19 protein-coding genes and 1 other annotated feature are annotated in these 23,972 nt (G+C 40.9%); of the genes, 13 read left to right on the plus strand and 6 right to left on the minus strand.

Translation table 11 applies throughout. The annotated features are described in order from the left end of the window. Positions 1 to 276: 276 nt before the first annotated feature. The 8 genes from hemA to ysxE all read left to right on the plus strand — a co-directional run bounded on the left by hemA (position 277) and on the right by ysxE (position 9,737). Positions 277 to 1,614, plus strand: a complete 1,338-nt coding sequence (gene hemA, locus D0469_RS00120) for a glutamyl-tRNA reductase (protein WP_117324630.1) — start codon at positions 277 to 279, stop codon at positions 1,612 to 1,614. 11 nt (positions 1,615 to 1,625) lie between these two features. Then, positions 1,626 to 2,459, plus strand: coding sequence for a cytochrome C assembly family protein (locus D0469_RS00125; RefSeq protein WP_117324631.1), 834 nt, complete (start codon positions 1,626 to 1,628; stop codon positions 2,457 to 2,459). 9 nt (positions 2,460 to 2,468) lie between these two features. Further along, positions 2,469 to 3,401 carry a hydroxymethylbilane synthase gene (gene hemC / locus D0469_RS00130; protein WP_117324632.1) on the plus strand — a complete coding sequence of 311 codons (933 nt, stop codon included), beginning with the start codon at positions 2,469 to 2,471 and terminating at the stop codon, positions 3,399 to 3,401. Beyond that, entirely contained in the window at positions 3,401 to 4,183 is a 783-nt protein-coding gene (locus tag D0469_RS00135) for a uroporphyrinogen-III synthase (RefSeq protein WP_117324633.1), read from the plus strand. The genes hemC and D0469_RS00135 overlap by 1 nt, the downstream gene beginning before the upstream one ends. Before the next feature lie 93 nt (positions 4,184 to 4,276). Next, positions 4,277 to 5,260, plus strand: a complete 984-nt coding sequence (gene hemB, locus D0469_RS00140; RefSeq protein ID WP_117324634.1) for a porphobilinogen synthase — start codon at positions 4,277 to 4,279, stop codon at positions 5,258 to 5,260. A gap of 329 nt (positions 5,261 to 5,589) precedes the next feature. Continuing rightward, on the plus strand, positions 5,590 to 6,879 hold the full coding sequence (gene hemL, locus D0469_RS00145) for a glutamate-1-semialdehyde 2,1-aminomutase (RefSeq protein WP_117324635.1): 1,290 nt from the start codon (positions 5,590 to 5,592) through the stop codon (positions 6,877 to 6,879). A gap of 164 nt (positions 6,880 to 7,043) precedes the next feature. Further along, positions 7,044 to 8,690: a stage VI sporulation protein D gene (gene spoVID / locus D0469_RS00150; protein ID WP_142919138.1), complete on the plus strand. Its 1,647-nt coding sequence runs from the start codon at positions 7,044 to 7,046 to the stop codon at positions 8,688 to 8,690. A 9-nt stretch (positions 8,691 to 8,699) separates the two neighbouring features. Then, positions 8,700 to 9,737, plus strand: a complete 1,038-nt coding sequence (gene ysxE / locus D0469_RS00155; protein WP_117324786.1) for a spore coat protein YsxE — start codon at positions 8,700 to 8,702, stop codon at positions 9,735 to 9,737. 232 nt (positions 9,738 to 9,969) lie between these two features. On the opposite strand, the gene D0469_RS21430 is transcribed toward ysxE, so the two are convergent. Then, positions 9,970 to 10,161 carry a hypothetical protein gene (locus D0469_RS21430; RefSeq protein ID WP_117324637.1) on the minus strand — a complete coding sequence of 64 codons (192 nt, stop codon included), beginning with the start codon at positions 10,159 to 10,161 and terminating at the stop codon, positions 9,970 to 9,972. Positions 10,162 to 10,403: 242 nt separating this feature from the next. After that, positions 10,404 to 10,642 (plus strand) — a binding site (T-box leader). Between the two features lie 226 nt (positions 10,643 to 10,868). Between D0469_RS21430 and D0469_RS00165 the strand changes: the two genes are divergently transcribed. Continuing rightward, positions 10,869 to 13,529: a valine--tRNA ligase gene (locus D0469_RS00165; protein ID WP_117324638.1), complete on the plus strand. Its 2,661-nt coding sequence runs from the start codon at positions 10,869 to 10,871 to the stop codon at positions 13,527 to 13,529. A 56-nt stretch (positions 13,530 to 13,585) separates the two neighbouring features. Here the strand turns inward: D0469_RS00165 and D0469_RS00170 are convergent, their stop codons facing one another. Beyond that, the gene (locus D0469_RS00170; protein ID WP_117324639.1) at positions 13,586 to 14,431 is read right to left on the minus strand and encodes an ATP-grasp domain-containing protein; all 846 of its coding nucleotides are present in this window, start codon (positions 14,429 to 14,431) and stop codon (positions 13,586 to 13,588) included. Further along, the gene (locus D0469_RS00175; RefSeq protein WP_117324640.1) at positions 14,428 to 15,330 is read right to left on the minus strand and encodes an ATP-grasp domain-containing protein; all 903 of its coding nucleotides are present in this window, start codon (positions 15,328 to 15,330) and stop codon (positions 14,428 to 14,430) included. Before D0469_RS00175 ends, D0469_RS00170 begins: the two co-directional genes overlap by 4 nt. A 100-nt stretch (positions 15,331 to 15,430) precedes the next feature. On the opposite strand from D0469_RS00175, the gene D0469_RS00180 reads away from it, so the two are divergent. The 3 genes from D0469_RS00180 to D0469_RS00190 all read left to right on the plus strand — a co-directional run bounded on the left by D0469_RS00180 (position 15,431) and on the right by D0469_RS00190 (position 19,772). Beyond that, entirely contained in the window at positions 15,431 to 16,720 is a 1,290-nt protein-coding gene (locus D0469_RS00180; protein WP_117324641.1) for a bifunctional folylpolyglutamate synthase/dihydrofolate synthase, read from the plus strand. A gap of 206 nt (positions 16,721 to 16,926) precedes the next feature. Continuing rightward, a complete protein-coding gene (locus D0469_RS00185; protein WP_117324642.1) occupies positions 16,927 to 18,441 on the plus strand; it encodes a hypothetical protein in 1,515 nt (504 codons plus the stop codon). Between the two features lie 17 nt (positions 18,442 to 18,458). Beyond that, positions 18,459 to 19,772, plus strand: a complete 1,314-nt coding sequence (locus tag D0469_RS00190; RefSeq protein ID WP_117324643.1) for a VanW family protein — start codon at positions 18,459 to 18,461, stop codon at positions 19,770 to 19,772. 44 nt (positions 19,773 to 19,816) lie between these two features. Here D0469_RS00190 and D0469_RS00195 read toward each other — a convergent pair whose 3' ends face one another. From D0469_RS00195 to D0469_RS00205, 3 genes are read right to left on the minus strand one after another with little or no spacing between them, the layout of a single operon-like run. After that, a complete protein-coding gene (locus D0469_RS00195; RefSeq protein WP_117324644.1) occupies positions 19,817 to 21,049 on the minus strand; it encodes a hypothetical protein in 1,233 nt (410 codons plus the stop codon). 12 nt (positions 21,050 to 21,061) lie between these two features. Next, the gene (locus tag D0469_RS00200) at positions 21,062 to 21,529 is read right to left on the minus strand and encodes a PilW family protein (RefSeq protein WP_158553308.1); all 468 of its coding nucleotides are present in this window, start codon (positions 21,527 to 21,529) and stop codon (positions 21,062 to 21,064) included. A 13-nt stretch (positions 21,530 to 21,542) separates the two neighbouring features. Continuing rightward, positions 21,543 to 22,082 carry a type IV pilus modification PilV family protein gene (locus D0469_RS00205; RefSeq protein ID WP_117324646.1) on the minus strand — a complete coding sequence of 180 codons (540 nt, stop codon included), beginning with the start codon at positions 22,080 to 22,082 and terminating at the stop codon, positions 21,543 to 21,545. 240 nt (positions 22,083 to 22,322) lie between these two features. On the opposite strand from D0469_RS00205, the gene D0469_RS00210 reads away from it, so the two are divergent. After that, positions 22,323 to 23,969, plus strand: a complete 1,647-nt coding sequence (locus tag D0469_RS00210; protein WP_117324647.1) for a GspE/PulE family protein — start codon at positions 22,323 to 22,325, stop codon at positions 23,967 to 23,969. Positions 23,970 to 23,972 lie beyond the last annotated feature (3 nt).

Consider the following 23,972-nt stretch of genomic DNA (forward strand, 5'->3'; position numbering starts at 1 on the left):
CCACAGGACGCGGCGAAATTAGCCGTCGTTCCACTATCAGGGCGCTTGCGCTTTTCTTTAAATAATAACAGAATTTATATTTTCTGAACATGGACCAATATCAAACTGTCTTACATCGCAGGGGGCTAAAATGGGTACAGATAGATACATGCCATAAACAGGCTTTATCTTCTAACGTTTTCATCAACTGTTCATAATTTTTGTGAGATTATTAAGCTGTCCATGTTATAATAGAAGTCGTGAATTATTGACATAGTTGGGGGTGCGAATTTAGGGATGTTTATACTATCAGTAGGATTAAACTATAAAACTGCCCCTGTAGAGATTCGTGAGAGATTGTCATTCAATGAAGCTGAACTTGCAGATGCAATGGATGCTCTTAAAAATAAAAAAAGTATATTGGAAAATGTGATCGTTTCAACCTGCAACAGGACAGAGATCTATGCGGTTGTCGATCAGATTCATACTGGCCGTTACTATATTAAGGAATTTCTTTCTGAATGGTTCGAAATCGAGCAAGAGGAATTTTCTCCGTTTTTATTTATTTATGAGGGAGAAGCCGCCGTTGAACATTTATTCCAGGTTGCATGCGGCTTAAACTCAATGGTTCTGGGAGAGACGCAAATTCTTGGACAGGTCAGATCAAGCTACCAGCTAGCACAAAGTGAAAATACCGTTGGCACAGTGTTTAACCAACTCTTTAAACAAGCGATAACCCTGGCCAAGAAATCACATGCTGAAACAGAAATCAATACGAATGCTGTTTCTGTCAGCTATGCTGCGGTAGAGCTTGCAAAGAAAATCTTCGGCAGCTTGAAAGATAAGCATGTCCTTATTCTGGGTGCCGGCAAAATGGGTGAGCTGGCCATTCGAAATCTTCATAGCAATGGTGCATCAAAAGTGACAGTAATCAACCGTACTTTTGAAAAAGCAGTCGCACTTGCTGAACGATTTTCCGGAAAAGCAAAGAAGCTTGATGAACTTCAATGTGCTTTAGTTGAAGCAGATATATTAATCACTTCTACAGGAGCAAAGGACTTTGTTATTACAAAGGAAATGATGGATTCTGTAAATAAGCTGCGGAAAGGCCGCCCAATTTTCATGGTTGATATCGCGGTACCCCGTGATTTAGATCCTGCACTTGGAGAGATTGAAAGTGTATTCTTATATGATATAGATGACCTTGAGGGAATTGTTGAAGCAAACCTTCAGGAACGTAAAAAAGCAGCTGAAACAATCATGATCATGATTGAAGCTGAGATTGTGGAATTTACCAAATGGCTTAACCTTTTGGGTGTGGTTCCGGTCATTTCGGCACTGCGTGAAAAAGCACTGGCAATTCAGTCAGAAACGATGCACAGCATTGAAAGAAAACTGGCCCATTTAAGCGACCGGGACAAGAAAGTCATTAACAAGCATACAAAAAGCATTATCAACCAGCTGCTAAAAGATCCGATTCTTTATGCGAAGGAATTAGCTGGTGAGGCTGATTCAGCTGAAGCTTTAGAGAGATTTACGAAAATCTTTCATATCGAGGAATTGGTGGAAAAGCAATCGGCTAAGGAACAGCATGGAAATGCATCCAGGGCTAATCCAATTCCGTTTGAAGCATAAGAGGGTTGACTATGCTGGAATTAACCATTACAAGATTGCATGAAGCCACGGTGCTCCTGTATGCATTAAGCGTCCTTTTATATTTTATTGATTTTCTTAATAATAACCGGAAGGTAAATCGGATTGCCTTCTGGTTACTTGCAATTGTTTGGCTCCTTCAAACAATTTTTTTATTTCTATATATGTTGGAGACAGGCAGATTTCCAGTATTAACGATATTTGAAGGGTTTTATTTCTATGCATGGATACTAGTAAGCCTGTCATTAGCTATAAACCGCTTCCTCCGTATGGATTTTACAGTGTTCTTTACCAATGTGCTGGGATTTATTGTTATGGCGATCCATACATTTGCGCCAGTTCAAATAGAATCCGAAGTTCTGGCACAGCAGCTTGTTTCTGAACTGCTGATGATTCATATTACGATGGCCATATTATCGTATGGTGCATTTTCACTATCATTTGTATTTTCTTTGCTTTATTTGATTCAATATGATTTGCTCAAGAGGAAGAAATGGGGAAAAAGGCTGCATCGCCTCGGTGATTTATCCAAACTTGAGCACATGACCTATGTCCTTAATGCGATTGGGGTGCCGATGCTAGTGCTTTCATTGATCCTTGGTTTGCAATGGGCGTATTTAAAAGTACCTGATCTAATGTGGTTCGATCCGAAAATTGTTGGTTCTTTTATTGTTTTAATAGTTTATAGCATTTATTTATATCTGAAGGTACGGAAGCAGAGATTTGGAATTACTCTGGCATATTGGAATACAGCTTCTTTCTTTATTGTGCTGATTAATTTCTTTCTGTTTGGCAGTCTCTCGGCCTTTCACTTTTGGAATACCTAGGAGGATAACATGAGAAAAATTATTGTTGGTTCAAGAAGAAGCAAGCTTGCCCTGACTCAAACGAACTGGGTGATCAATCAATTAAAGAGCCTGGGGGTACCATATGAGTTTGAGGTTAAAGAGATCGTAACCAGAGGCGATCAAATTCTCGATGTGACACTTTCAAAAGTTGGGGGAAAAGGCTTGTTTGTTAAAGAGATTGAACAAGCCATGCTTAACAAGGAAATTGATATGGCCGTGCACAGCATGAAGGATATGCCTGCAGTCCTTCCAAAGGGGCTAACTATCGGATGCATTCCTCCAAGGGAAGACCATCGTGATGTACTGATTTCAAAAGATAATGTACCATTTGAAGAGCTTCAGCCAGGTGCGGTAATTGGAACGAGCAGCCTGCGCCGGAGCGCCCAGCTTCTTGCCAAGAGGCCTGATCTGGAAATTAAATGGATTCGCGGGAATGTTGATACCCGCCTTCAAAAGCTTAAGGATGAAGAATACGATGCTATCATTTTGGCAGCAGCAGGACTTGCAAGGTTAGGATGGAAATCAGAAGTTGTAACACAATACCTCGAGCCTGAACTTTGTCTTCCTGCAGTAGGACAGGGAGCGTTATCCATCGAGTGCCGTGAGGATGATGCTGAGCTGCTGGCAGAGCTTGCTAAACTTACTTGCGAAACCACGAAAAGAACAGTTGAAGCTGAGAGAGCCTTCCTTGATAAGATGGAAGGAGGATGCCAGGTACCGATAGCAGGATATGCTACTGTTACTGAACATGGAAATATAGCTTTAACTGGACTTGTTGCCTCACCGGATGGAAAGACCATCTACAAGGAACGTTTTGAAGGAACCGACCCAAAGCTTATAGGAAATGAAACTGCCCGACAACTGACTGAAAAAGGCGGCAAACAGCTGATTGATGATGTAAAAGCGGAGCTTGATAAGTAATGGATTGTAATAAGCCTCTTTTAGGGAAAAGAGTTCTCATAACAAGGGCTATAGAACAGTCATCTGCGATGATTGAAAGAATAACCGAACTTGGAGGGGTGCCGCTTGCGATTCCCCTTCTTGATTTTGCCTTGCCGGACCATATTGATGAAATAAAAGAAAAATTTTACGAACTTCACGAATTTGACTGGCTGGTCTTCACAAGTAAAAACGGGGTAGATTTCTTTTTTAAAGCGCTTAAACAAACGGAATATAGAGGTTCTATTCCTAGGATAGCCGTTATTGGCGACAAAACATGCGATGCTCTTCTGAAGTATGGTCTTAAACCGGATTTTATTCCGCGGGAATTCGTTGCGGAGGCTTTTATTCAGGAGTTCTTACCTGTCATCAGGAAAAAGGCTAAGCTACTTGCAGTGAAAGGAAACCTTTCAAGAGATATCATTACTGCTTCGTTAACGCAAGCAGGCTTTTTTTGTGAAGATATGATTATTTATCGGACGGTTTTGCCGGAAGGTAGTAAAGCGAAACTCGTTACTTTACTTAGAAATTGTGAAGCAGATGTGGTTACTTTTACAAGCTCCTCAACAGTTGAACATTTTATGAGCATAGTGAACCAATATAATTTGGCCGACGAAATCAGCCGGCTTTTGTATGCCTGTATAGGGCCCATTGCACGAAAGACAGCTGAAAAGTATGGTATTTCTGTAAAGGTATGTCCGGAGGTTTATACTGCAGAGGCGATGATTGAGGCTCTAGCCTGTTATTTAGCTGATAGTGTTTAATTGTGATAACATACAGTTGGGACCGGTAAAAATTTTACTGGAGACATTAACTTTATAGCTTATTTTCAAAAGAATTACCTAGGAGGAAGATGGATGGACAACCTTCAATTCAATAGACACCGGCGATTGCGCCAGAATAGTACCATCAGGGATATGGTACGGGAAACACATTTGCAGATTGAGGATTTAATTTATCCGATTTTTATTGCAGATGGGGAGCAGATTAAGAGAGAAGTACCTTCAATGCCTGGAGTATTCCAGCTTTCTATGGATAATTTGCGTGCCGAAATGGAAGAAGTAACTGCGCTTGGCATTAAATCGGTTATATTGTTCGGTGTGCCGCATGAACATGACAAGGACGAGCATGGTTCGGGAGCATTTAGCCATAATGGACTCGTTCAGCAAGCAACTAGAGCTGTTAAAAAGGATTTTCCTGATGTAGTCGTTGTAGCAGATACTTGTTTATGCGAATATACGAGCCATGGCCACTGCGGGATTGTTGAAGGCGGCAAGATCCTGAATGATCCAACACTTGATCTTCTTGCAAAAACGGCTGTAAGCCAAGTGGAGGCAGGAGCAGATATCATTGCTCCGTCCAATATGATGGACGGTTTTGTGGCAGCTATCAGAAAAGGCCTGGATGAAGCAGGTTATGAAGACATCCCGATTATGTCATATGGGGTAAAATACTCTTCAGCTTTTTATGGACCATTCCGTGATGCAGCAAACAGCACTCCGCAATTTGGAGATCGCAAGACATATCAAATGGATTCCGCTAACAGGCTTGAAGCCCTTCGCGAGGCAGAGAGTGATGTCCTTGAGGGTGCTGACTTCATGATCGTCAAGCCTGCACTAGCTTATATGGATATTATCCGTGATGTGAAAAATAACTTCAATCTGCCTGTTGTTGCCTATAATGTGAGCGGCGAATATGCAATGGTAAAAGCGGCTGCCCAAAATGGCTGGATTGATGAGCAGAAGATCGTTATGGAAATGCACACTGGATTCAAGCGGGCAGGAGCCGATTTAATTATCACTTATTTTGCAAAAGATATTGCGAGCTGGCTTAAAGGTTAACTGATCTGAGAAAAAACAGAACAATATGTTTTCTGACTAGATAAGTTTCTTAATAATACAAATGTCTAGCTCCAGCGCCCAGCCACTTTTTTTCGCAGGAAATTAAGCCCTAACGCACAGGACAAGAAACACTTTGGCAGCAATACAGCGCACGAAACAAAGCGATAGTGTTATGAACGTCGCCACAGGATGTGGCAATGATAGCCGTTCTTTCTTTGTGATATTCTGACATCGACGTTGGCACAGCAAGTGCGAGGACTTAGTGATTTTCATTGGCGCTGGCGCTTTTCTTATAAACAACCTATCTTAATAGGAAAAGAGGAAAACTTATGCGCTCATACGAGAAATCGAAACAGGCATTTTCAGAAGCTAAAAAACTGATGCCAGGCGGTGTAAACAGCCCTGTTCGTGCGTTCAAATCAGTGAAAATGGATCCTATTTTCATGGAACGCGGTAAAGGCTCTAAAATTTATGATATTGATGGAAACGAGTATATCGATTATGTGCTGTCATGGGGACCGCTTATATTGGGTCACTCCAATGATCGCGTTGTAGAAGCGCTTAAAAAGATTGCTGAAACAGGGACAAGCTACGGAGCACCAACAATCAGTGAAAACGAGCTGGCGAAGCTCGTCATTGAAAGAGTTCCTTCCATTGAAATGATTCGCATGGTTTCGTCTGGGACGGAAGCGACGATGAGTGCTCTTCGCCTGGCCAGGGGATATACTGGAAGAAATAAGATTTTGAAATTTGAAGGATGCTATCATGGCCATGGAGATTCCCTGCTGATTAAAGCCGGTTCTGGAGTAGCAACGCTTGGTTTACCTGATAGCCCTGGGGTACCGGAAGGAATAGCGAAAAATACAATTACTGTTCCTTATAATGATCTGGAAAGCGTGCGCTACGCTTTTGAACAATATGGAGAAGATATCGCGGGAGTCATCGTTGAACCGGTTGCCGGAAATATGGGTGTTGTCCCTCCGCTGCCAGGTTTCCTTGAAGGCTTGCGGGAGATTACGGCTTCAGCGGGAGCACTGCTGATCTTTGATGAGGTTATGACTGGATTCCGTGTTGGATATAACTGTGCCCAGGGACATTTTGACATTGAGCCAGATATAACATGTCTTGGTAAAGTAATTGGGGGTGGCCTTCCTGTCGGTGCTTACGGAGGAAAAGCTGAAATTTTGGAGCAAATTGCTCCAAGCGGCCCGATTTACCAGGCTGGTACACTTTCAGGAAACCCACTTGCTATGACAGCAGGCTATGAAACCTTAAGCCAGCTAACGCCTGGTACATACAAGGAATTCATCAGGAAAGGCGACATGCTTGAGGAGGGAATAGGACAGGCAGCTAAAAAGTATGGCATTCCGCATACATTTAACCGTGCCGGATCTATGATTGGCCTGTTCTTTACCAATGAAAATGTCATCGACTATGAGACTGCAAAGACATCAGATCTTGATTTCTTTGGCACCTACTATCGTGAAATGGCTAATCAGGGAGTCTTCCTGCCGCCATCTCAGTTTGAAGGATTATTCCTTTCAACCTCTCATTCAGATGAAGATATTGAAAAAACAATTCAGGCTGCAGAGAAAGCATTTGCTGTTTTAGCAAAATAAATTTTTATACTAAGAGACCCTTTCCTTTAGCTGGGAAAGGGTCTTTTATATCAAGCATTTAAATGCTGGGTCTTTTACATAATAAGTAATAAAATATCCTTCCACCTCATAGGCTGGTATTGGCATAATATTGCATTTCCGAAGAAGCGGAAGGAGGAATTTTGTTGTCTAAAGAAAATCAATCGTGTCTGCGATTTACACTAGAAGAGTCAATTTGGTTCCAAAACGGACAGGAAGTGGGTGAACTATATTCCCTTTCCCTTGATCCTAACGTGTCAATTGAAGAACTGGAACAGTATGTTATTATTCGAGGAACCCTGGATTTAGTGGGTGAATATAAGGGAGAGCCTCAAAACGGACACTCAGAAATCAAGGATTACACACAATCATTTTTGCCTAAAACAGTCCAAAGAGTTGTACCGAGAGAAAATGGGCTCCAGGAATTCATGCACAGATTTCCTGTTGATATAACAATACCCTATAACCGGATAAACTCGCTTGAAGAAGTAAACGTATCAATTCAGACTTTTGACTATTTGCTGCCAGAAAACAATTGCCTTAAGCTGTCTGCGGATCTGCTGATAACAGGGATTTATGGAGAGCAGCAGCATAGCTTCAGTCCTGAGGATGAAGGTAACCGGGCAGATAGCGAGGATGTTTTACAGCCGGAAGCATTTTACATTCCTGATGCAAATGATGATGACGAGACCGCTCCCATGCCGGATGAGCTATTGGCTGGAAGCCGTTTTGAAGAAGCAGAGGATGACAGCCCGGATTCTACTATCGCTGAAGATAATGTATACCAAGAAGCATTGTTCCGCTTAGAACCGGTCGAAGAGCAAGTTGAAGAGGAGCCAGCGGAAGAGCGGCTTGCTGATGTGCAGTACACTCAAATCTATGAAACCGGGCAATATAGTGAGGAATCATTAGAAACTGAGGCCGTAGAGGAACGAGCTGAAGAGCAAAATCTGATTTCCGGTTCTATTATAGCAGCAACAAATCCAGAAAATGTTCGGAATGAAGATGGGTCAAACGATGCTGTGTGGCCTGCTGCCCAGCTGCAAGGCGCTGTAGAAGACAGCAGCAATCAGGATGATAAAGTCGAGGATGGCAGTGACCTTTTCCTTCCTTTTGAAGCGGTTGCCAGAAAAGAACCTGTACAGGACGAGACCGTTGAAAGCCCGCAGCTTGAATTTTCCAGAGGTGAAACAACAAGTCAGGCAGGAATTCACCCGGCAGGAGAAATTCAGACAAAACCAGGAGGGCAAATAGAAGAAGATACAACACCATTCTATAATATCCCTCAGGAAACAACAGCGGTTTCCAGCCCGCAGCAAGCGGGTCCACAACTAATGCAAGAAGCACCTGCTTCAGAAGTCCAGGAAGAGGAGCAACCGGTGCAAGAGGTAAAGCAAGCAGAGCCTGTAGCTGAAGAAGAGTCCCCTGTTATGCCAATGATGCAGGTTCCGCAGGTTACGTATGGCCAGGAAAAAACAGCAGCCCCTCAATCTGCAAGTCAGGATGATTTGGCACAGGAGCAGCAGTCTAACAAGAAAGCTGATTATATTTCTTTGACAGACTTATTCGGTCATAAAGGGGAAGAACTGGCAAAGCTTAAGATTTGCATAGTTCAGCAGGGAGATTCTATCAACACATTGGCTGACCGGTATGATGTCAGTGTTCAGGCAATTTTAAATAGCAATGATCTTGATCCCTCCCAGGATGTAAAGGAAGGCCAAGTACTATATATCCCTCAGCTGGCCGCAACAGGAGGTAACAGAAGCGAAAAGCGCCCTGTTCAAAGAAGGTGAGTGGGCCTTGTGACAAACAAAGAAACGCTCAGTAGAGAAACACAATACATCCTTAATAACTACGGGCTGATTCCGAGGTATGTCGAGGAAAATGGAAAAATCAGGCGGGTTTACACAGATCAGGGACAATTTGCACTAAAATCAATACCGGCGCAAAATGGCATTGATTTTATTCGCAATGTCCAGTCATTGTATCAAAAGGGATATAACAGGATTGTCCCAATTTTTCCGACCCAAGACGGCCGATATGCAATACTTCAGAGAGATAGGTTATATTACCTGATGCCCTGGCTCTCAAATGAGGGAAGCGGGGAACGCTTTGAGAAGCATAATAAAATGTTCCGGGAATTGGCAAGGATGCATTCGATTTCTGCGAAAGAAATAACAATTGATAAAGAAAAACGGGAACATCACTTTGAAAAGATCTCAGGCCAATGGAAGAAACAAAAAGAATTCCTAAATGAATTCATTAAGCATTGCGAAAAAAAATGGTATATGTCCCCGTTTGAATTGCATTTTTGCATGTATTACACTGACATTATTCAGGCGTTGAATTATGCTGAGAAAAAGCTCGATGAATGGTATGAAAAGACAAAGGATTCTGAGAAGGTAAGAACGGTAATTACTCATGGGAAAGTATCTCTCCAGCATTTTATTCAGGACGATCGAGGATACGGCCATTTTATCAACTTTGAAAATACCAGAATTGTTCCACCCCATTTCGATCTTTTGCCTTTCTTGCGGAAATCAACAGCGGCCTATCCTCAGGCCTGTGATGATTGTGTTGGCTGGCTGTACAATTATTTTAATTACTTTCCATTAAAAGAAGATGAAATGCTGCTCTTTCAAAGCTACCTGGCTCATCCAGGCTCACAGTTTGCGATAGTGGAGAGCTATCTAGACAAAAAGGAAGACAAAAACGAACTAAAATACGTCACAAAACTTTTACGGGAATATTGGCTTTTAAAAAATACGGAATACATTGTAATGCAGGTAGAAGAGAGGGAGCAGCAAAAAAAGGCGGCTCAGGCGCAGGCGGCGGAATAAAGAAATGAAGGCAGGACTATGAAATTCCAAAATTTCAAAAAGCATCTTCATTTGTTGGGCGCATGCCCCATATGAACACTAAAAGCTGCCGGTATTGCGGTTCAGAGCATGATCTCTGAACCGAATGCCAGCAGCTTTTAATTATAATTTTTTCGTTAATGAACAATCTTTTTCATATCCATATGCATTAATGGTGAAAGCCTTTGGTTCATTATGGGTTCCGGCCCTCCATTTAAATCCACTCTAAATGAAGGGCGACAGTAATCAATATAAAAATAGCTAACAAAAACACATCAAATGTGGTCGGAAGGAAAAACGTCCGTAATCCCTGAAAAATACAAAAAGGAACACTAAGCTGGCAGCAAACCCCTCTGATATATCTGAGCCAGGGGGGCAAGGCATATGGGTTGTATCTTTTTCTCATTCTCATCCCCGCCTTCCTGACAGAAAGGAAAGAAGTTCTTTCCAATCCGCATAATTACAATCCGTTACTGAATCCGCTGATAACCGATGATATAATCCATTCTATGAAGGAAAGCAAGAAAATGTGTACTTTTTGGAAGGATACGGCAGACAACTGAATAAAATGTTGAAAAAATGTTAATGATTATTGACTACACAGGAAGCTTTTCTGTAATATAGTAAGGAAATATTTAATCGATATAATTAAAAGCAAAGATAGGGAAGAGTAAGAGAATAACTGCTTTTTAGAGAGGAAACCATTGCTGAGAGGTTTCTAAGCAAGTGCCTTCTGAAGTCGCCCTGGAGCTGCTTCTGTGATCCTGATGGTTAGCAGAGGCCGGTTAAAAGCCGTTATGGACATTTGAGAGCCGATTATAATAATCTTTTTAAGATTGTTTTTCGGAAAAAAGGTGGCACCGCGAACAACTCCCTTCGTCCTTTTGTGATGATGGGAGTTTTTTATTTGTACAAAGGAAGTATAATTTTTTAACTAGCACAGATGTCTAGCTCTAGCGCCCAGCCCCTCGAATGTTGTGACCAAAGGCCGTCACAACCCTGGTCATAAGCCAATCACTTCGGAAGGCAAAAAGCGCCTTCTGTCAGCGCTAGTCTTATGCTTGTCAGGGCTAAACAGGGCGCTTGCGCTTTTCTAATTAGGAGGAATCACAGATGGAAAACAATGAAACAAATTCAATTTCTATGCCGACAAAGTACGACCCTGCATCCATCGAAAAAGGCCGCTATGAATGGTGGTTACAGGGGAAATTTTTTGAAGCCGGGAAGAATCAGGAGAAAGAACCGTACACAATCGTAATTCCGCCGCCCAACGTAACAGGAAAACTTCATCTTGGGCATGCGTGGGATACAACGCTGCAGGATATCATTACACGGATGAAGCGGATGCAGGGCTATGATGTATTATGGCTGCCAGGAATGGACCATGCCGGAATTGCCACGCAGGCGAAGGTTGAAGAAAAACTGCGCAATGATGGAATTAGCCGCTATGACCTTGGCAGGGAAAAATTTGTCGAGGAAACATGGAAGTGGAAAGAAGAATATGCAAGCCATATCCGTGAGCAGTGGTCAAAGGTCGGGCTTGGCCTTGATTATACACGCGAACGGTTTACTTTGGATGAGGGTCTGTCAAAAGCAGTACGCGAAGTATTCGTATCTCTTTATCGTAAAGGCCTCATTTACCGCGGCGAACGTATCATTAACTGGGATCCATCCACAAAGACGGCGCTCTCTGATATTGAAGTAATTTATAAGGATGTCCAGGGTGCTTTTTATCATATGAAATATCCTTTGGCAGACGGTTCAGGACATATTGAAATTGCAACAACCCGTCCAGAGACTATGCTGGGAGATACTGCTGTAGCCGTTCATCCTGAAGATGACCGCTATAAGCATTTGATCGGCAAAAAAGTCAAACTTCCAATTGTGGGAAGGGAAATTCCGATTGTTGCCGATGATTATGTGGATATGGAGTTTGGATCAGGTGCTGTTAAAATAACACCAGCACATGACCCTAATGATTTTGAGATAGGCAATCGGCACGACCTTGAACGGATTCTTGTCATGAATGAAGATGGAACAATGAATGGTAATGCGGACAAGTATCAGGGTATGGACCGGTTTGAATGCCGTAAGCAGATTGTAAAAGATCTTCAGGACCAAGGGGTTCTTTTCAAAGTGGAAGAGCATCTTCATTCTGTTGGCCATTCTGAACGGAGCGGTGCTGTAGTTGAGCCGTACCTATCGACTCAATGGTTTGTTAAAATGCAGCCGCTGGCGGATGCAGCAGTTGAACTTCAGCAAAAAGATTATTCTGAAAAGGTTAACTTTGTGCCTGAAAGGTTTGAAAAAACATACCTGCACTGGATGGAAAATATCCGCGACTGGTGTATTTCCCGCCAGTTATGGTGGGGACACCGAATTCCTGCCTGGTATCATAAGGAGACCGGCGAAGTATATGTTGGCCATGAAGAACCTGCAGATATTGAAAATTGGGAACAGGATAATGATGTTCTTGATACATGGTTCAGCTCCGCGCTATGGCCGTTCTCAACAATGGGCTGGCCTGAAAACGAGGCTGCAGATTTTAAGCGCTACTATCCAACCGGTGCTCTTGTAACCGGCTATGATATCATTTTCTTCTGGGTATCAAGGATGATTTTCCAGGGGATTGAATTTACGGGCGAACGTCCGTTTAAAGATGTTTTGATCCATGGTCTCGTACGTGATGCTCAGGGCCGTAAAATGAGTAAATCGCTTGGCAATGGTGTTGACCCCATGGATGTTATTGACAAGTATGGTGCTGATTCATTACGCTACTTCCTGTCTACCGGCAGTTCTCCAGGTCAGGATCTTCGCTTCAGTATTGAGAAGGTTGAATCTGTCTGGAACTTTGCAAACAAGATTTGGAATGCTTCCCGTTTCGCATTAATGAACATGGAAGGCCTGACATATGAAGAAATTGATTTAAGCGGTGAAAAGTCCGTTGCCGATAAATGGATTCTGACGAGATTAAATGAAACAATTGAAACAGTAACAAGGCTTGCCGATAAATATGAATTCGGCGAAGTCGGCCGGGTACTATACAACTTTATCTGGGACGACTTCTGTGACTGGTATATTGAAATGGCGAAGCTGCCGCTTTATGGAGAAGATGAAGCTGCCAAGAAAACGACGCGCTCCATTTTGGCATATGTACTGGACAATACGATGAGATTGCTGCATCCATTCATGCCGTTTATTACCGAGGAAATATGGCAGAATTTGCCGCATAATGGCGAATCGATTACAGTTGCCCAGTGGCCGCTGGTCCGTCCTGAGCTGACTGATGAGGAAGCTGCAGAAGAAATGAAGCTGCTTGTTGAAATCATCCGCTCAGTCCGGAATATCCGTGCTGAGGTAAATACTCCGCTCAGCAAGAAAATAAAGCTGATTCTTAAAGCGAAAGATGAAACTGTACTTGGCAAGTTAGAGAAGAATAGCGCTTATATTGAACGCTTCTGCAATCCAGAAGAACTGACAATTGGCGTAGATGTACAGGAGCCTGAACAGGCAATGACTGCCGTCATTACCGGCGTGGAACTTATCCTTCCGCTGCAGGGTCTGATTAATATTGAAGAAGAAGTAGCCCGTCTAGAAAAAGAACTGGATAAACTGAATAAAGAAGTAGAACGTGTTCAGAAAAAGCTGGGCAATGAAGGCTTTGTAGCGAAAGCCCCTGCAAAGGTAATCGAAGAAGAACGTGCCAAGGAAAAGGATTACAGCGAAAAACGAGAGGCTGTAATTAGAAGAATTAGCGAATTAAAAGAACTATAAAAATTATATATAAAAGGCCCGTCGATTCATTAACGGGCCTTTTCCTGTGAAAAAAATTAAATTGTTTTTTTGATAAATGTTAGGTACTCCCTTACAATATTGAGATCTGTCAGCGCGCTTAATGTCCGGCTGCCGACCACATCTTCAATTTCGTTTAATAGCAGGCTGCCATCTTCATGAAACACAAAATCTATTCCTACCATACCAAAATCAAACGCAGCAATGATTTTTTCTGCCAAAGCGATTTCGCTTTTGGAGAGCTTATATATTGCTGCCCTGCCGCCCAAGGTATAATTGGATTTGAAATCTATATCTGATTGCCGTAAAACGGCGGCAATAATTTTTTGGCCGATTACAAAAATCCTGATATCCTTTCCAAAAACAGCTGGTTTTTGAAGCAGCCACGTACCCCTCAAATGCTCAATCTTCCTAATATCATCTTCCGATTTGATCATATAAACACGTTTTCCGCCGCGTCCGTGTACTTCCTTGACGATAAATGGATAAGGAAAAGGAAAAGCCAGTTGATCAAGTTTTTCACCATGATAAAAAATTGTATCAGCCATCGGTATGCCAAGCGGGGATAAAAATTGATGAGTTTTTGCTTTATTGTTGCAGATTTCAGACACAATGGATGAATTAAAAGTCCTTATCCCTATCATTTCAAGCTGCCGAGTGAATAGGGGGTCTATCGTCCGAACGATGGCAAAATCCGGATAGGAGATTGGCTCCCCATCATACAGTACTGTGAGTGAGAGGTTGAGATGTCCAATTGTCAGCCTATCCCTTAGCAGAAACTCTAGTTTGATGTCCGCTCGCTTTGCTTCATCGAGCATCCATTGTATATAAGCTTTGTTACTCTCAGCGTCAATGCTATTGTATATGAGCCAGCCAGTCTTCATCGGCCTTTCCTTCCCGCACCAAGAGCAAAATCCATCATATAATCCGCAACATTTATTCCTGTGGATTCGTAGATGCTTACTATATGAGTATTCGAATTTACCTCACAGACAAGCGGGCCATTGCTGCCGAACAAAAGGTCGACCCCGGCATAGTCCGTTCCAAGTATCCTGGCACACTTGATAGCCAGTTCCTTTTCCTCGTCTGTTGGAAAATATGCCTCTGTTCTCCCGCCAGCAGAGACGTTCGCCCGAAAATCAGTTTCCGATATCCGTTTCATAGACGCAACGACTTCGCCGCCTACAACATTTAAACGAATATCTTTCCCTCTGCTGTTTTCGATGAATTCCTGAAGTATGAAAGGCCTGTGGCTAAGTTCCGTTGCTTTTTCGATTAATTGCTGCTCATTTTCAATTAAATAAACCTGCTGTCCAAAGGATCCATATGACTCTTTAATGACAAGCGGATAGCCAAGCTCCTTTCCAATAACACGAAATGCATCAAAGTCTTTTCTTGCTATTCCTTCAAAGGTGAAAGGGGGAAAAACCGTATTTGGCATTGCTATTCCCTGATGAACGAGCGCTTGATGTGTCTTGGCTTTGCTATCGCATAATTCGATTGCTGTGCTGCTGTTGTATATAGGGATTCCCATTTGCTCCAGGTGGCGGGCAAGATGAATGTCTTTATCCATAAATAAAACAAAATCCGGCAATGTTGAATATTTGCCTTTTAAAAGCGGCTTACCTTCCGCGATGAATGGGATTACATCTGAATTAAATACGATCTTTGCATTTACACCCTTTTTTTCGGCTGCCCGCTGAATAAAAACAGCTAAATCGGAGAATTTTTTCTGATTCAGATACCCATTTACGATAATCCAGCAGAATAATTGCTTTTCCATATATGTAACACTTCCTTGTTTGTTGTAAAATCAAAAGGGTTAGTAAGCCTTGGTCTTTCTTTTACATACTATATCATCAATACATATTTGGAGGATAAAAATGAATATCCAGGAGATACATTTATTTTTTCAAAATAGACAGGTTGATCTTGGCATGGATTTTGGGCTGGACCGGATGGAACAGCTGCTGAAACTCGCCGGGAATCCTCATCAAGGTCTCAACTATATCCATATAGCCGGAACAAACGGAAAGGGGTCCACTTTACATTATATTAAAGAAATGTTTCTTGCTGAAGGACTGACAGTCGGAACATTTACATCGCCATATTTGCATAGCATGAATGAACAAATCTCACTGAACGGGAAAATGATCAATGATCAAGATTTCTCGTCTGTTTTCATGGAACTGTTTCCGTATATTAAGGAAATGGATAATGAAAAACGCAAGCCAACTGTGTTTGAAATTTTTACAGCAATGGCTTTAGTATTTTTCAGCAGAAGAAATCCGGATATTGTCATTATAGAAGCGGGGCTTGGAGGAAGGCTTGATTCAACGAATGTTATAATTCCGATATTATCCGTCATTACAAATATCTCACTTGAGCACACAGCGGTTTTAGGGGATACAATATCTGCAATTGCTGGGGAAAAAGCTGGGATCATTAAAGAAAAGATACCGATTATTACGGGGGCTAGGGACGCCGAAGCCATTGCTGTAATCAAAGAGAGGGCCAAGAGACTTAACTCACCGATAATGATATTGGATGAAGATATTATAATAACTGACAACACTATAAGGGATAGGCTTCAGTCTTTCTCTATGAAGGTTGGCAATTCAAATTATTTCGGTCTGCAAATATCAATGCTTGGCCGCCATCAGATTAGCAATGCTGCACTTGCCGTGGCGGCTGTGGACTGGTTAAACAGCACAGGCCTATTTTCGATCTCTGAAGCCAGCATTCACTTGGGCCTCAAAAAAACAATTTATAATGGACGGTTCGAAATGGTCTCTGAACAGCCGTTGATTGTTCTTGATGGTGCACATAATCCGGCAGGAGTCGAGGTTCTGGCCGAAACGCTTCAGAATTATTTCCCTGAAAGGAAGTATTATATCATTTTTGCTGCATTGGCTGATAAGGACTATCTGAAAATGAGTGACACTCTCGGACGGATCGCAGCAAAAATATGGTTTACAGAAATTAACCATGAACGCGCTCTGAAAGCTGAAGTGTTATTTGAAAAAAGTAAATTGAAAAATAAAGAGTTGCAGCAAAACTGGAAAAGAGCAATGGATCAAGCACTAGACTTAATGGAGAAGGATAGTGTGCTGGTAATAACCGGATCATTATACTTTTTGGCAGAGGTACGTCGGCTGTTAACCACTACTTAAAATTATTTTAGTGGTTCAATGAATGTTAGCTACAGGAAATATATCGAACTTTGATAGCAAAATAGAAAGAATGAATGACTATCTCTGGATTTTTTATAGCATCCCTAATGCAAAGATAATCTTGTTTAAATGTTCAACAAACCATGTATGTTTTTAGTATAATAAAGAGTAGGAATATTATAGCCGTATATGAAGAGGTGGCTTTAATGATATTAGGTTCTGCTGCAATACTCGCGATATGCATCCTTTCTTTGCTGATCATTTTTTTGCCATTAAAATTGAGCGGAAAAGGGAAACTGTTTGTGCTTGCCACCGGAATCCTTCTTAGTCTCATGGGTCTGCTTGGCTTTGGAATCCTTCCTTTATGGCAGATAATGATAATTCAAGTAGCCTTCTCAACTCTAATAGCTTACTTTTTTAATAAAAAGTTTCCATCATTTTTTTATTCCTCAGATAATAACGAAAAAGATGAGATAGAAGATATACCTGAAATTAAACCTATTTATTCACTTCCTGAGCTTGAGGAGAAAGCAAAGATGTTTGAAACGGTTGATGACTTTTTTAGTCCGATGAAGAAGAGAACACATTCTGACACTCGACCTTCCGACAATAGTCCATCCGGAAATATGGCAGGTTCTGTAGAAGCAGGCGGTTTTACTGAACCAGATTTGGAAAAGGCATACAAAGAAGTATACGAAAATATGGAGCTTCAGAAAGCCCAAGCAGGCGGTCACCTAGATGCTAATGTGAATTCAGAAACAAATCAAAACCCTTCATACTTTCAAACAGATATTCTCCCGGAAATACATAGTGCAGAGGAAAATATACTTTTTGATTGGGATGGAAAAAAGGAAGATCAAACTTCGGAAGACGAGAACGGCATTACAATAGAGAAACCAGCTCCTCTGGGAAATGAGCCGAATAAAGACTGGACAGATCTGCTTGAGGATATTGAAACACCGAAAAACATTGGATTTGTTGAAGAAGACAAGACAGATTTTATACAAAACCGGATTCAGCTGGAACGTAGTGACACTATCAAACCCCAGGTTTTTATAGGGTCGCCAGATGAGCTCAATTCCTCAATTGAAGATGAAAGCATTGATGACGCCGAGGCATTAATAAGAGCAAGGATGAAGTTATTTGCAAAACTGGATAGCAGTGAATCCGATAATATGGAGTTAATCGGTGATATTAAACCTGCGGCTATCCGCGCTGTTGCAGGAGAGTACCTCTCAAGTAAAACTGATACAGAGAGGAAAACAAAGGATTATCTTAATGAGATTTCTATGATGGAGAAAAGCACAGAAGAGAATCTTGCCGATATTGGTGAAACACATATAAAACCATTAGAAAATCTTTCTAATTTCCCTGAGATGGAGGTAGAATCAAAAGAGCATCTCACTAATAAGAATACAAAAGAGAAGTCTGACGTGTTACTTTCTGATATCGGAGGTCTTGAGGAAATACCTGATAAGCCTCTCACTGCTGTTCGTGATACTGAAGAAAAGCTAAAAGAGTCTCGTTCTTATATTACTAATCAGCTGAAAGAAGATTCTCTCACTAATATGGAAGAATTAGAGAGAAAATCGCTAGAACACAATGTTGAAAAATATTTGGGTATACAGCCGAAAACTCTTCATTCGCAAGAAAAGCGGCTTGAGGACATTTTTGATGACTTGGAAGAGCTTTATTTAAGAAAAAAAGGCAAACGCCAATAGGAAGGAGCTGTGGTGAATTGAAGCTTGGACATCCATTTCCGTTCAGGATATTTTTAATCATTTTATTTTGTATCTTATTTATCACAGCTTTTTCAAGGTTTGGTGCATATGCCTATGAAACTGTTTTTCTGGCAAAGGAGAATTTTAGCGAAGGAACAATGTTGGGCCCCGTTAATATAGAAAATCTCTCATATGATCAAGCTTTTTCAAAAGTAAACGGAGAAGTGGGTAATTGGAAAAAGAATTCAAATGTAGTATTAACCCTTTCTGACAGAAATGTGGCCATACCTTTGGATATGGTATATCTGCTGATTGAGGAATCTTTAGGGGCAGCAGTAAATGATCAAGAAAATAAACTGTATTCGACTATACAGCAATCGGATCTCGAAAAGCAGGTTCTGTTAATTGCGGATGAATCATTGGCGAAGGCGATTGATATCAAAAGATTAAAAGCCGAAATAGAAAATAGTATCTCTGCTCTCCCTGCAGGAAAACTGGAATTTAAACTTGCGGATTATATTGCTGAAGGTGCCGGTGTGAAACAGGATGTAATAGCGAGTTCAAAACTGAATATCATTGATACAAAGCATTTGGAGCAGTGGCTTAAAACGCATGGTGAATTGAACATTCCAGCGAAAATGAATGTGTCATTTTTACAGCTCGTTACCACAGAGCAAGGTGCAAAATACCCTGCTGTTTTTTTAAGTGAAATAGCTTCTGTCTTATATTCGTCAATTCTGCCGACCAATGTGCAAATACTTGAACGGCACACGAGCCAGGAACTTCCTAACGGCATTGAAGCAGGATACGAAGCAAAGGTAATACCAGGCGAAATGGACTTGCTTTTATTCAATCCAAATGATTTTGACATAAAGGTCCGCTTCAGCTCAAAGGAACCAGGAACTGTCACGGCCGAGGTGCTTGGACTTAACGTAGGGTTTACCTATAAAATTCGAATGGAAAACAAAAAAGAATATCAGCCAAAACAGATAATCCAATATGTTCCCGACATAAACATGATACAGAACCGTGTTAAACAAGAAGGAAAAAAAGGTTACTCAGTTTCAGTTTACCGGGATATCTTAGATTCACAGGGGAAGAAAATTGAGTCCATCATACTTGCTGAGGATTTTTATTTACCGGTGAATGAGATCGTGGTGGAAGAAATTGTTCAGCCAAGTACACAAGCTCCTGATCTTTTCCCAACAGGGCAAACGGATACATCTGCTGTCCAGGAAAATCAAACGGAAAGCCTTGATAATGAAAATGCTGATGGCACGATAGATGGACCAGAAAGTCTGGATCCTGGAATTATTAATCATAGAAATTAACAAAGGCTGTCAATCAAACTCATTGACAGCCTTTGTTCTTTCATTTAGTTATACTGATAATCTATAGCTGATGAATCAAAAGACCAGTCAAAAACAGCATCCCCTGGTGAAAGATCTCCGCCAACGTTACAATTTTCATTAAACTTTGCCTGATTAATAGTTGGAGAATAAATTTTATAATATCTTTTCCATGGTAAACCCGAAACGGTTCCACGCACACATACTTTTGTGGACATGCCAAATAGGTTGATATATTTTTTATTAAAATCAGCATTTCCATTTATGTAGATAGCGGAGTCGATCATGCTATTAATATATCCACCTTCATTAAAGGCGGCATCTCCCATTACAACAATGGTGGAATTAAATATACCGAGGTTTAAATTCTTAAATTGGGCATCTTCACCAATGAAAATTTTGCTTTTGACGATTCCATTAATTGGGCTATAAAATGCTGCGTTTTTTGTTACATACAATGTAGAATTAACAATTCCTTTATTTATTGGTTTGGATACAGCAATAGAACCATCTACCAAAATAGCCGCACTTTTTATGCCTAAGGGATGATTGATTTGGACATCGCCTTTATAAGAACAACTTGTTGAACCAAAAGTCTGAATGTTACAGAGGGGGAGGCTGGAGGGCCTTGGAATGATTGTTTCATACGCTCCTCCTCCACCACCTGTGCTCATTTTTATGGCACCTATATTTAAAGTAAGTGCAGAAGTTATACTTTTCTTTGGATAGTTACCAAAAGTTCCCACACTTTTAAAAGTTAGTTCGATTTTCTCTCCGGGAGCAGTTGTGCTGCAAGTAATGCATTTTAAATTGTTGGTAATATCGGCTATTGTTACAGTGAAATTTCTTTCTTGGTCAACAGTTTTATTGTAGACAATTGTCCCTGGCGCACTCGGAACAAGCGGTGATGTCTTGATTGCTCTTATTAGGAGGTCTGCCACCATCTTTTCATAAACATCTGCTGCTTTTAATTCCTTATTTTTATAATCTTCTGCAATTTCACTTTGTATAATTTTCCTTATAGTCTGTAATTTCCGATCGTAAAACTCGTTAAATTCTGTTACATAATACTTAAAACCCATTTCTGCAATATCAAGAGTGCGTATTTCTGATTCAGTTTTTTCTACCTGCTTCGTGTTGGTGATGATAAGTCCTAGTAGGGTCATCCCAATAATAGTGAAAACAGTTATCATTAACAGCACAGATACAAGGGTAATGCCTTTTTCATTTTTTTTTATTATGGAAGTATGAAGCTTCATTTTGACATCTCCCTATAATCTTGAGATTATCGTTTTCAGTTCAAATTGGTTCTTTGGATTTTTTGCATCCTGTATAACCAATTTGAAGGATAGGCTCTGCGCAGACGTAGAACTAATATCCACTCTTTGATCCATTAAAGTGTCTGTTCCTCCACTATTCTCGTATAGAGAGTAGCGATAATCGGAACTAGAAATTACCTGACTTGATCCGCTATCATCCGTAATTGTTATCATGCTCGCATTTGGATTGTTGTCTAGTTCAATTGTGTATGACTTTTGGGTCTCATGTTTCTTTGTGAGGAAAGTAACAATATAATTTGCTTCCTCATGAAGCATTACAGTAGACTTTGCCTTATTTGAATAACTAATCCCATTAATAAAAACCCCCGAAACCAGCAGGATCATAAAGGAAAGGATTGTCAGTGCAGCTAATAATTCAATCAAGGTAAGCGCCTTTTGATCTTTAAAAGTTCTTCTCATAATTTCCCCCGTTTTATAGGCCAGGACATGACACTGAAGGATTTGTTTCATAATCGAAATATGTATATGTGTCTGTTAGCTTTTTATCTTCCTGGAATACTTCCACAAACACTTTATAGAGAGACTTTGATTTATCACAAGTTACGAAATCTGCGTTCCCCTTTAAATAAATAAAAACCTTATATTTGGAGTCGTTCATTTTCAATAAGTAAGATGACTTCTTAGCCTCATCCGTTTCAGCAGGATTTGGCGGTTGAATGGCCTCAGCCAGCATTAATTCTGGATACGAAGATGCCGACAAATCAGCGGCATTCGCACCATCATTAATATTGTCTATAAATCTAGTTAATGCACTTTCCATTAAAGGATCTGCCTTAAACATGGCTTGTTTTTCCCGAGCAATATTCACAGCTTTTATACTATCGGAATTCATTGCGTTATATTGAAATGCATTAGTAAAAAAAGCAAAGAAAGTAGCTATAACAATAAATAGAATGGTAATTGACGCTAGTATTTCAATTAATGTTATTCCGTCTTCGTTATTTAACAGCACAGGTATCACCTCGTTAGGTTTACTCTCTTTCTAAAGTAAGGCATTATTTTTGGAATATTTAAAAGGTGGCGTGTTTAATAACCAAACCCTTATTATCCTTTATATTGATAATATTACATAATATAATTGAAATTGATAGTATCATGGCGAACTTTACAAAACTGCTAAATTAGTTCAATAACTTAGTAACTGCTGTTTGGAAAAGTCAGAACAAATACCACATTAACAGGTGAAAACATTATGTCAATCAAAAGAAAACGCTTAGGTGATCTTTTAGTCGAAGCTGGGATAGTAACGGATGAGCAGCTTCAGGACACGCTTCGGCTGAAAAAGGAAGGACAAAAGCTTGGTGACGCCCTGCTTGAGCGCGGTTTTATTACGGAGCAGCAGCTGATAGAAGTACTGGAGTTTCAACTGGGTATCCCGCATATTTCACTGTTTCGTTATCCGATAGATGCGAGCTTACTAAATCTCGTTGAAAAGGAATTTGCGTTTCGCAACAAGCTGATTCCGCTTAAAAAAGAGGGCAATCAGCTTGTCGTTGCCATGAACGATCCGATGGATTATTTTGCGCAGGATGACTTGAGGCTGGCTACCGGATTTCAAATTTCACCTGTCATTGCTACGAAAGATGAAATCCTGTCTGCTTTACATAAATACTATAATGCTGCTGAAACCTTTGAAGACTTGGATGTCGCTTCATTGGATGATGACGATATAGATAGTGAAGAAGCACCTGCTGTACGGCTCGTAAATCAAATCCTGGCAATGGGGCTTCAATTAAGAGCCAGTGATATCCATATTGATCCGCATGAGACAAAGATACTGATCCGCTACAGAGTGGACGGTATCCTTAGAACAGAGCGGACTTTATCAAGAAATATATACAGCCTGATGATAGCCAGAATAAAAATAATGGCCAATTTGAATATCACCGAAGCCCGTCTGCCTCAGGATGGAAGAATAAAACTTGAAGTGAATATGAAACAGGTTGATTTAAGGATATCACTTCTGCCTACTGTGTACGGAGAAAAGGTTGTTATCCGGATCCTGGATTTGTCCAATGTTATGATCAACTTAGCACAGCTTGGGTTTAATAAAGTTAATTTGCAGAAGTTTGTGCAAATGATTGAGAGGCCATCCGGAATGATTCTCCTTACCGGTCCGACCGGTTCGGGAAAAACGTCAACCTTATATGCGGCTTTGAATTATCTTAATACTGAAAAGGTGAACATTGTTACCATAGAGGATCCGGTAGAATATCAGCTTGCCGGCATTAATCAAGTCCAGGTCAACCCGGCGATTGGACTTGATTTTGCAAGCGGACTACGGTCCATTCTGCGCCAGGATCCAAACATTGTGATGATTGGGGAAATCCGGGACAAAGAAACAGCGGACATTGCCGTACGGGCCTCACTGACAGGACACTTAGTATTTAGTACCCTTCATACAAATAGTGCCTTGACAACAATCCCAAGGCTGATGGATATGGACATTGAGCCATATTTAGTGGTTTCCTCATTAACAGGGGTAGTGGCGCAGCGGTTAATCCGGAAAATATGCAAAGAATGCATAGAAACCTACGAACCAACGGAAATGGAGAAAAACCTGTTTCAAAGAAGGGGAATGAGAGCCGGAAAGCTTTATAAAGGCAAAGGCTGTCAATCATGCCAGAATACCGGTTACCGAGGAAGATTGGCCATTCATGAGGTGCTGGAGATTGATGAAAATATCCAGTCAATGATGATGAATAACAAACCGATAAACGAAATAAAGAATTATGTATTAAGATCCGGTATGATCTTTTTGATTGATGATGGCCTTTTAAAAGCAAAAAACGGTTTAACAACCGTTGAGGAAGTATTGCGGGTGGCTTTACAAGAGTAGGGG

It is taken from the genome of Peribacillus saganii, from assembly GCF_003429095.1.
Taxonomy (GTDB): Bacteria; Bacillota; Bacilli; order Bacillales; family DSM-1321; genus Peribacillus; species Peribacillus saganii.

Excerpts from the sequence above, each read along its gene's own strand:
- hemA (WP_117324630.1), top strand. The coding sequence starts at position 277 with ATGTTTATACTATCAGTAGGATTAAACTATAAAACTGCCCCTGTAGAG.
- D0469_RS00125 (WP_117324631.1), top strand. The coding sequence starts at position 1,626 with ATGCTGGAATTAACCATTACAAGATTGCATGAAGCCACGGTGCTCCTG.
- hemC (WP_117324632.1), top strand. The coding sequence starts at position 2,469 with ATGAGAAAAATTATTGTTGGTTCAAGAAGAAGCAAGCTTGCCCTGACT.
- D0469_RS00135 (WP_117324633.1), top strand. The coding sequence starts at position 3,401 with ATGGATTGTAATAAGCCTCTTTTAGGGAAAAGAGTTCTCATAACAAGG.
- hemB (WP_117324634.1), top strand. The coding sequence starts at position 4,277 with ATGGACAACCTTCAATTCAATAGACACCGGCGATTGCGCCAGAATAGT.
- hemL (WP_117324635.1), top strand. The coding sequence starts at position 5,590 with ATGCGCTCATACGAGAAATCGAAACAGGCATTTTCAGAAGCTAAAAAA.
- D0469_RS21430 (WP_117324637.1), bottom strand. The coding sequence starts at position 10,161 with ATGAGAAAAAGATACAACCCATATGCCTTGCCCCCCTGGCTCAGATAT.
- D0469_RS00165 (WP_117324638.1), top strand. The coding sequence starts at position 10,869 with ATGGAAAACAATGAAACAAATTCAATTTCTATGCCGACAAAGTACGAC.
- D0469_RS00170 (WP_117324639.1), bottom strand. The coding sequence starts at position 14,431 with ATGAAGACTGGCTGGCTCATATACAATAGCATTGACGCTGAGAGTAAC.
- D0469_RS00175 (WP_117324640.1), bottom strand. The coding sequence starts at position 15,330 with ATGGAAAAGCAATTATTCTGCTGGATTATCGTAAATGGGTATCTGAAT.
- D0469_RS00180 (WP_117324641.1), top strand. The coding sequence starts at position 15,431 with ATGAATATCCAGGAGATACATTTATTTTTTCAAAATAGACAGGTTGAT.
- D0469_RS00185 (WP_117324642.1), top strand. The coding sequence starts at position 16,927 with ATGATATTAGGTTCTGCTGCAATACTCGCGATATGCATCCTTTCTTTG.
- D0469_RS00195 (WP_117324644.1), bottom strand. The coding sequence starts at position 21,049 with ATGAAGCTTCATACTTCCATAATAAAAAAAAATGAAAAAGGCATTACC.
- D0469_RS00200 (WP_158553308.1), bottom strand. The coding sequence starts at position 21,529 with ATGAGAAGAACTTTTAAAGATCAAAAGGCGCTTACCTTGATTGAATTA.
- D0469_RS00210 (WP_117324647.1), top strand. The coding sequence starts at position 22,323 with ATGTCAATCAAAAGAAAACGCTTAGGTGATCTTTTAGTCGAAGCTGGG.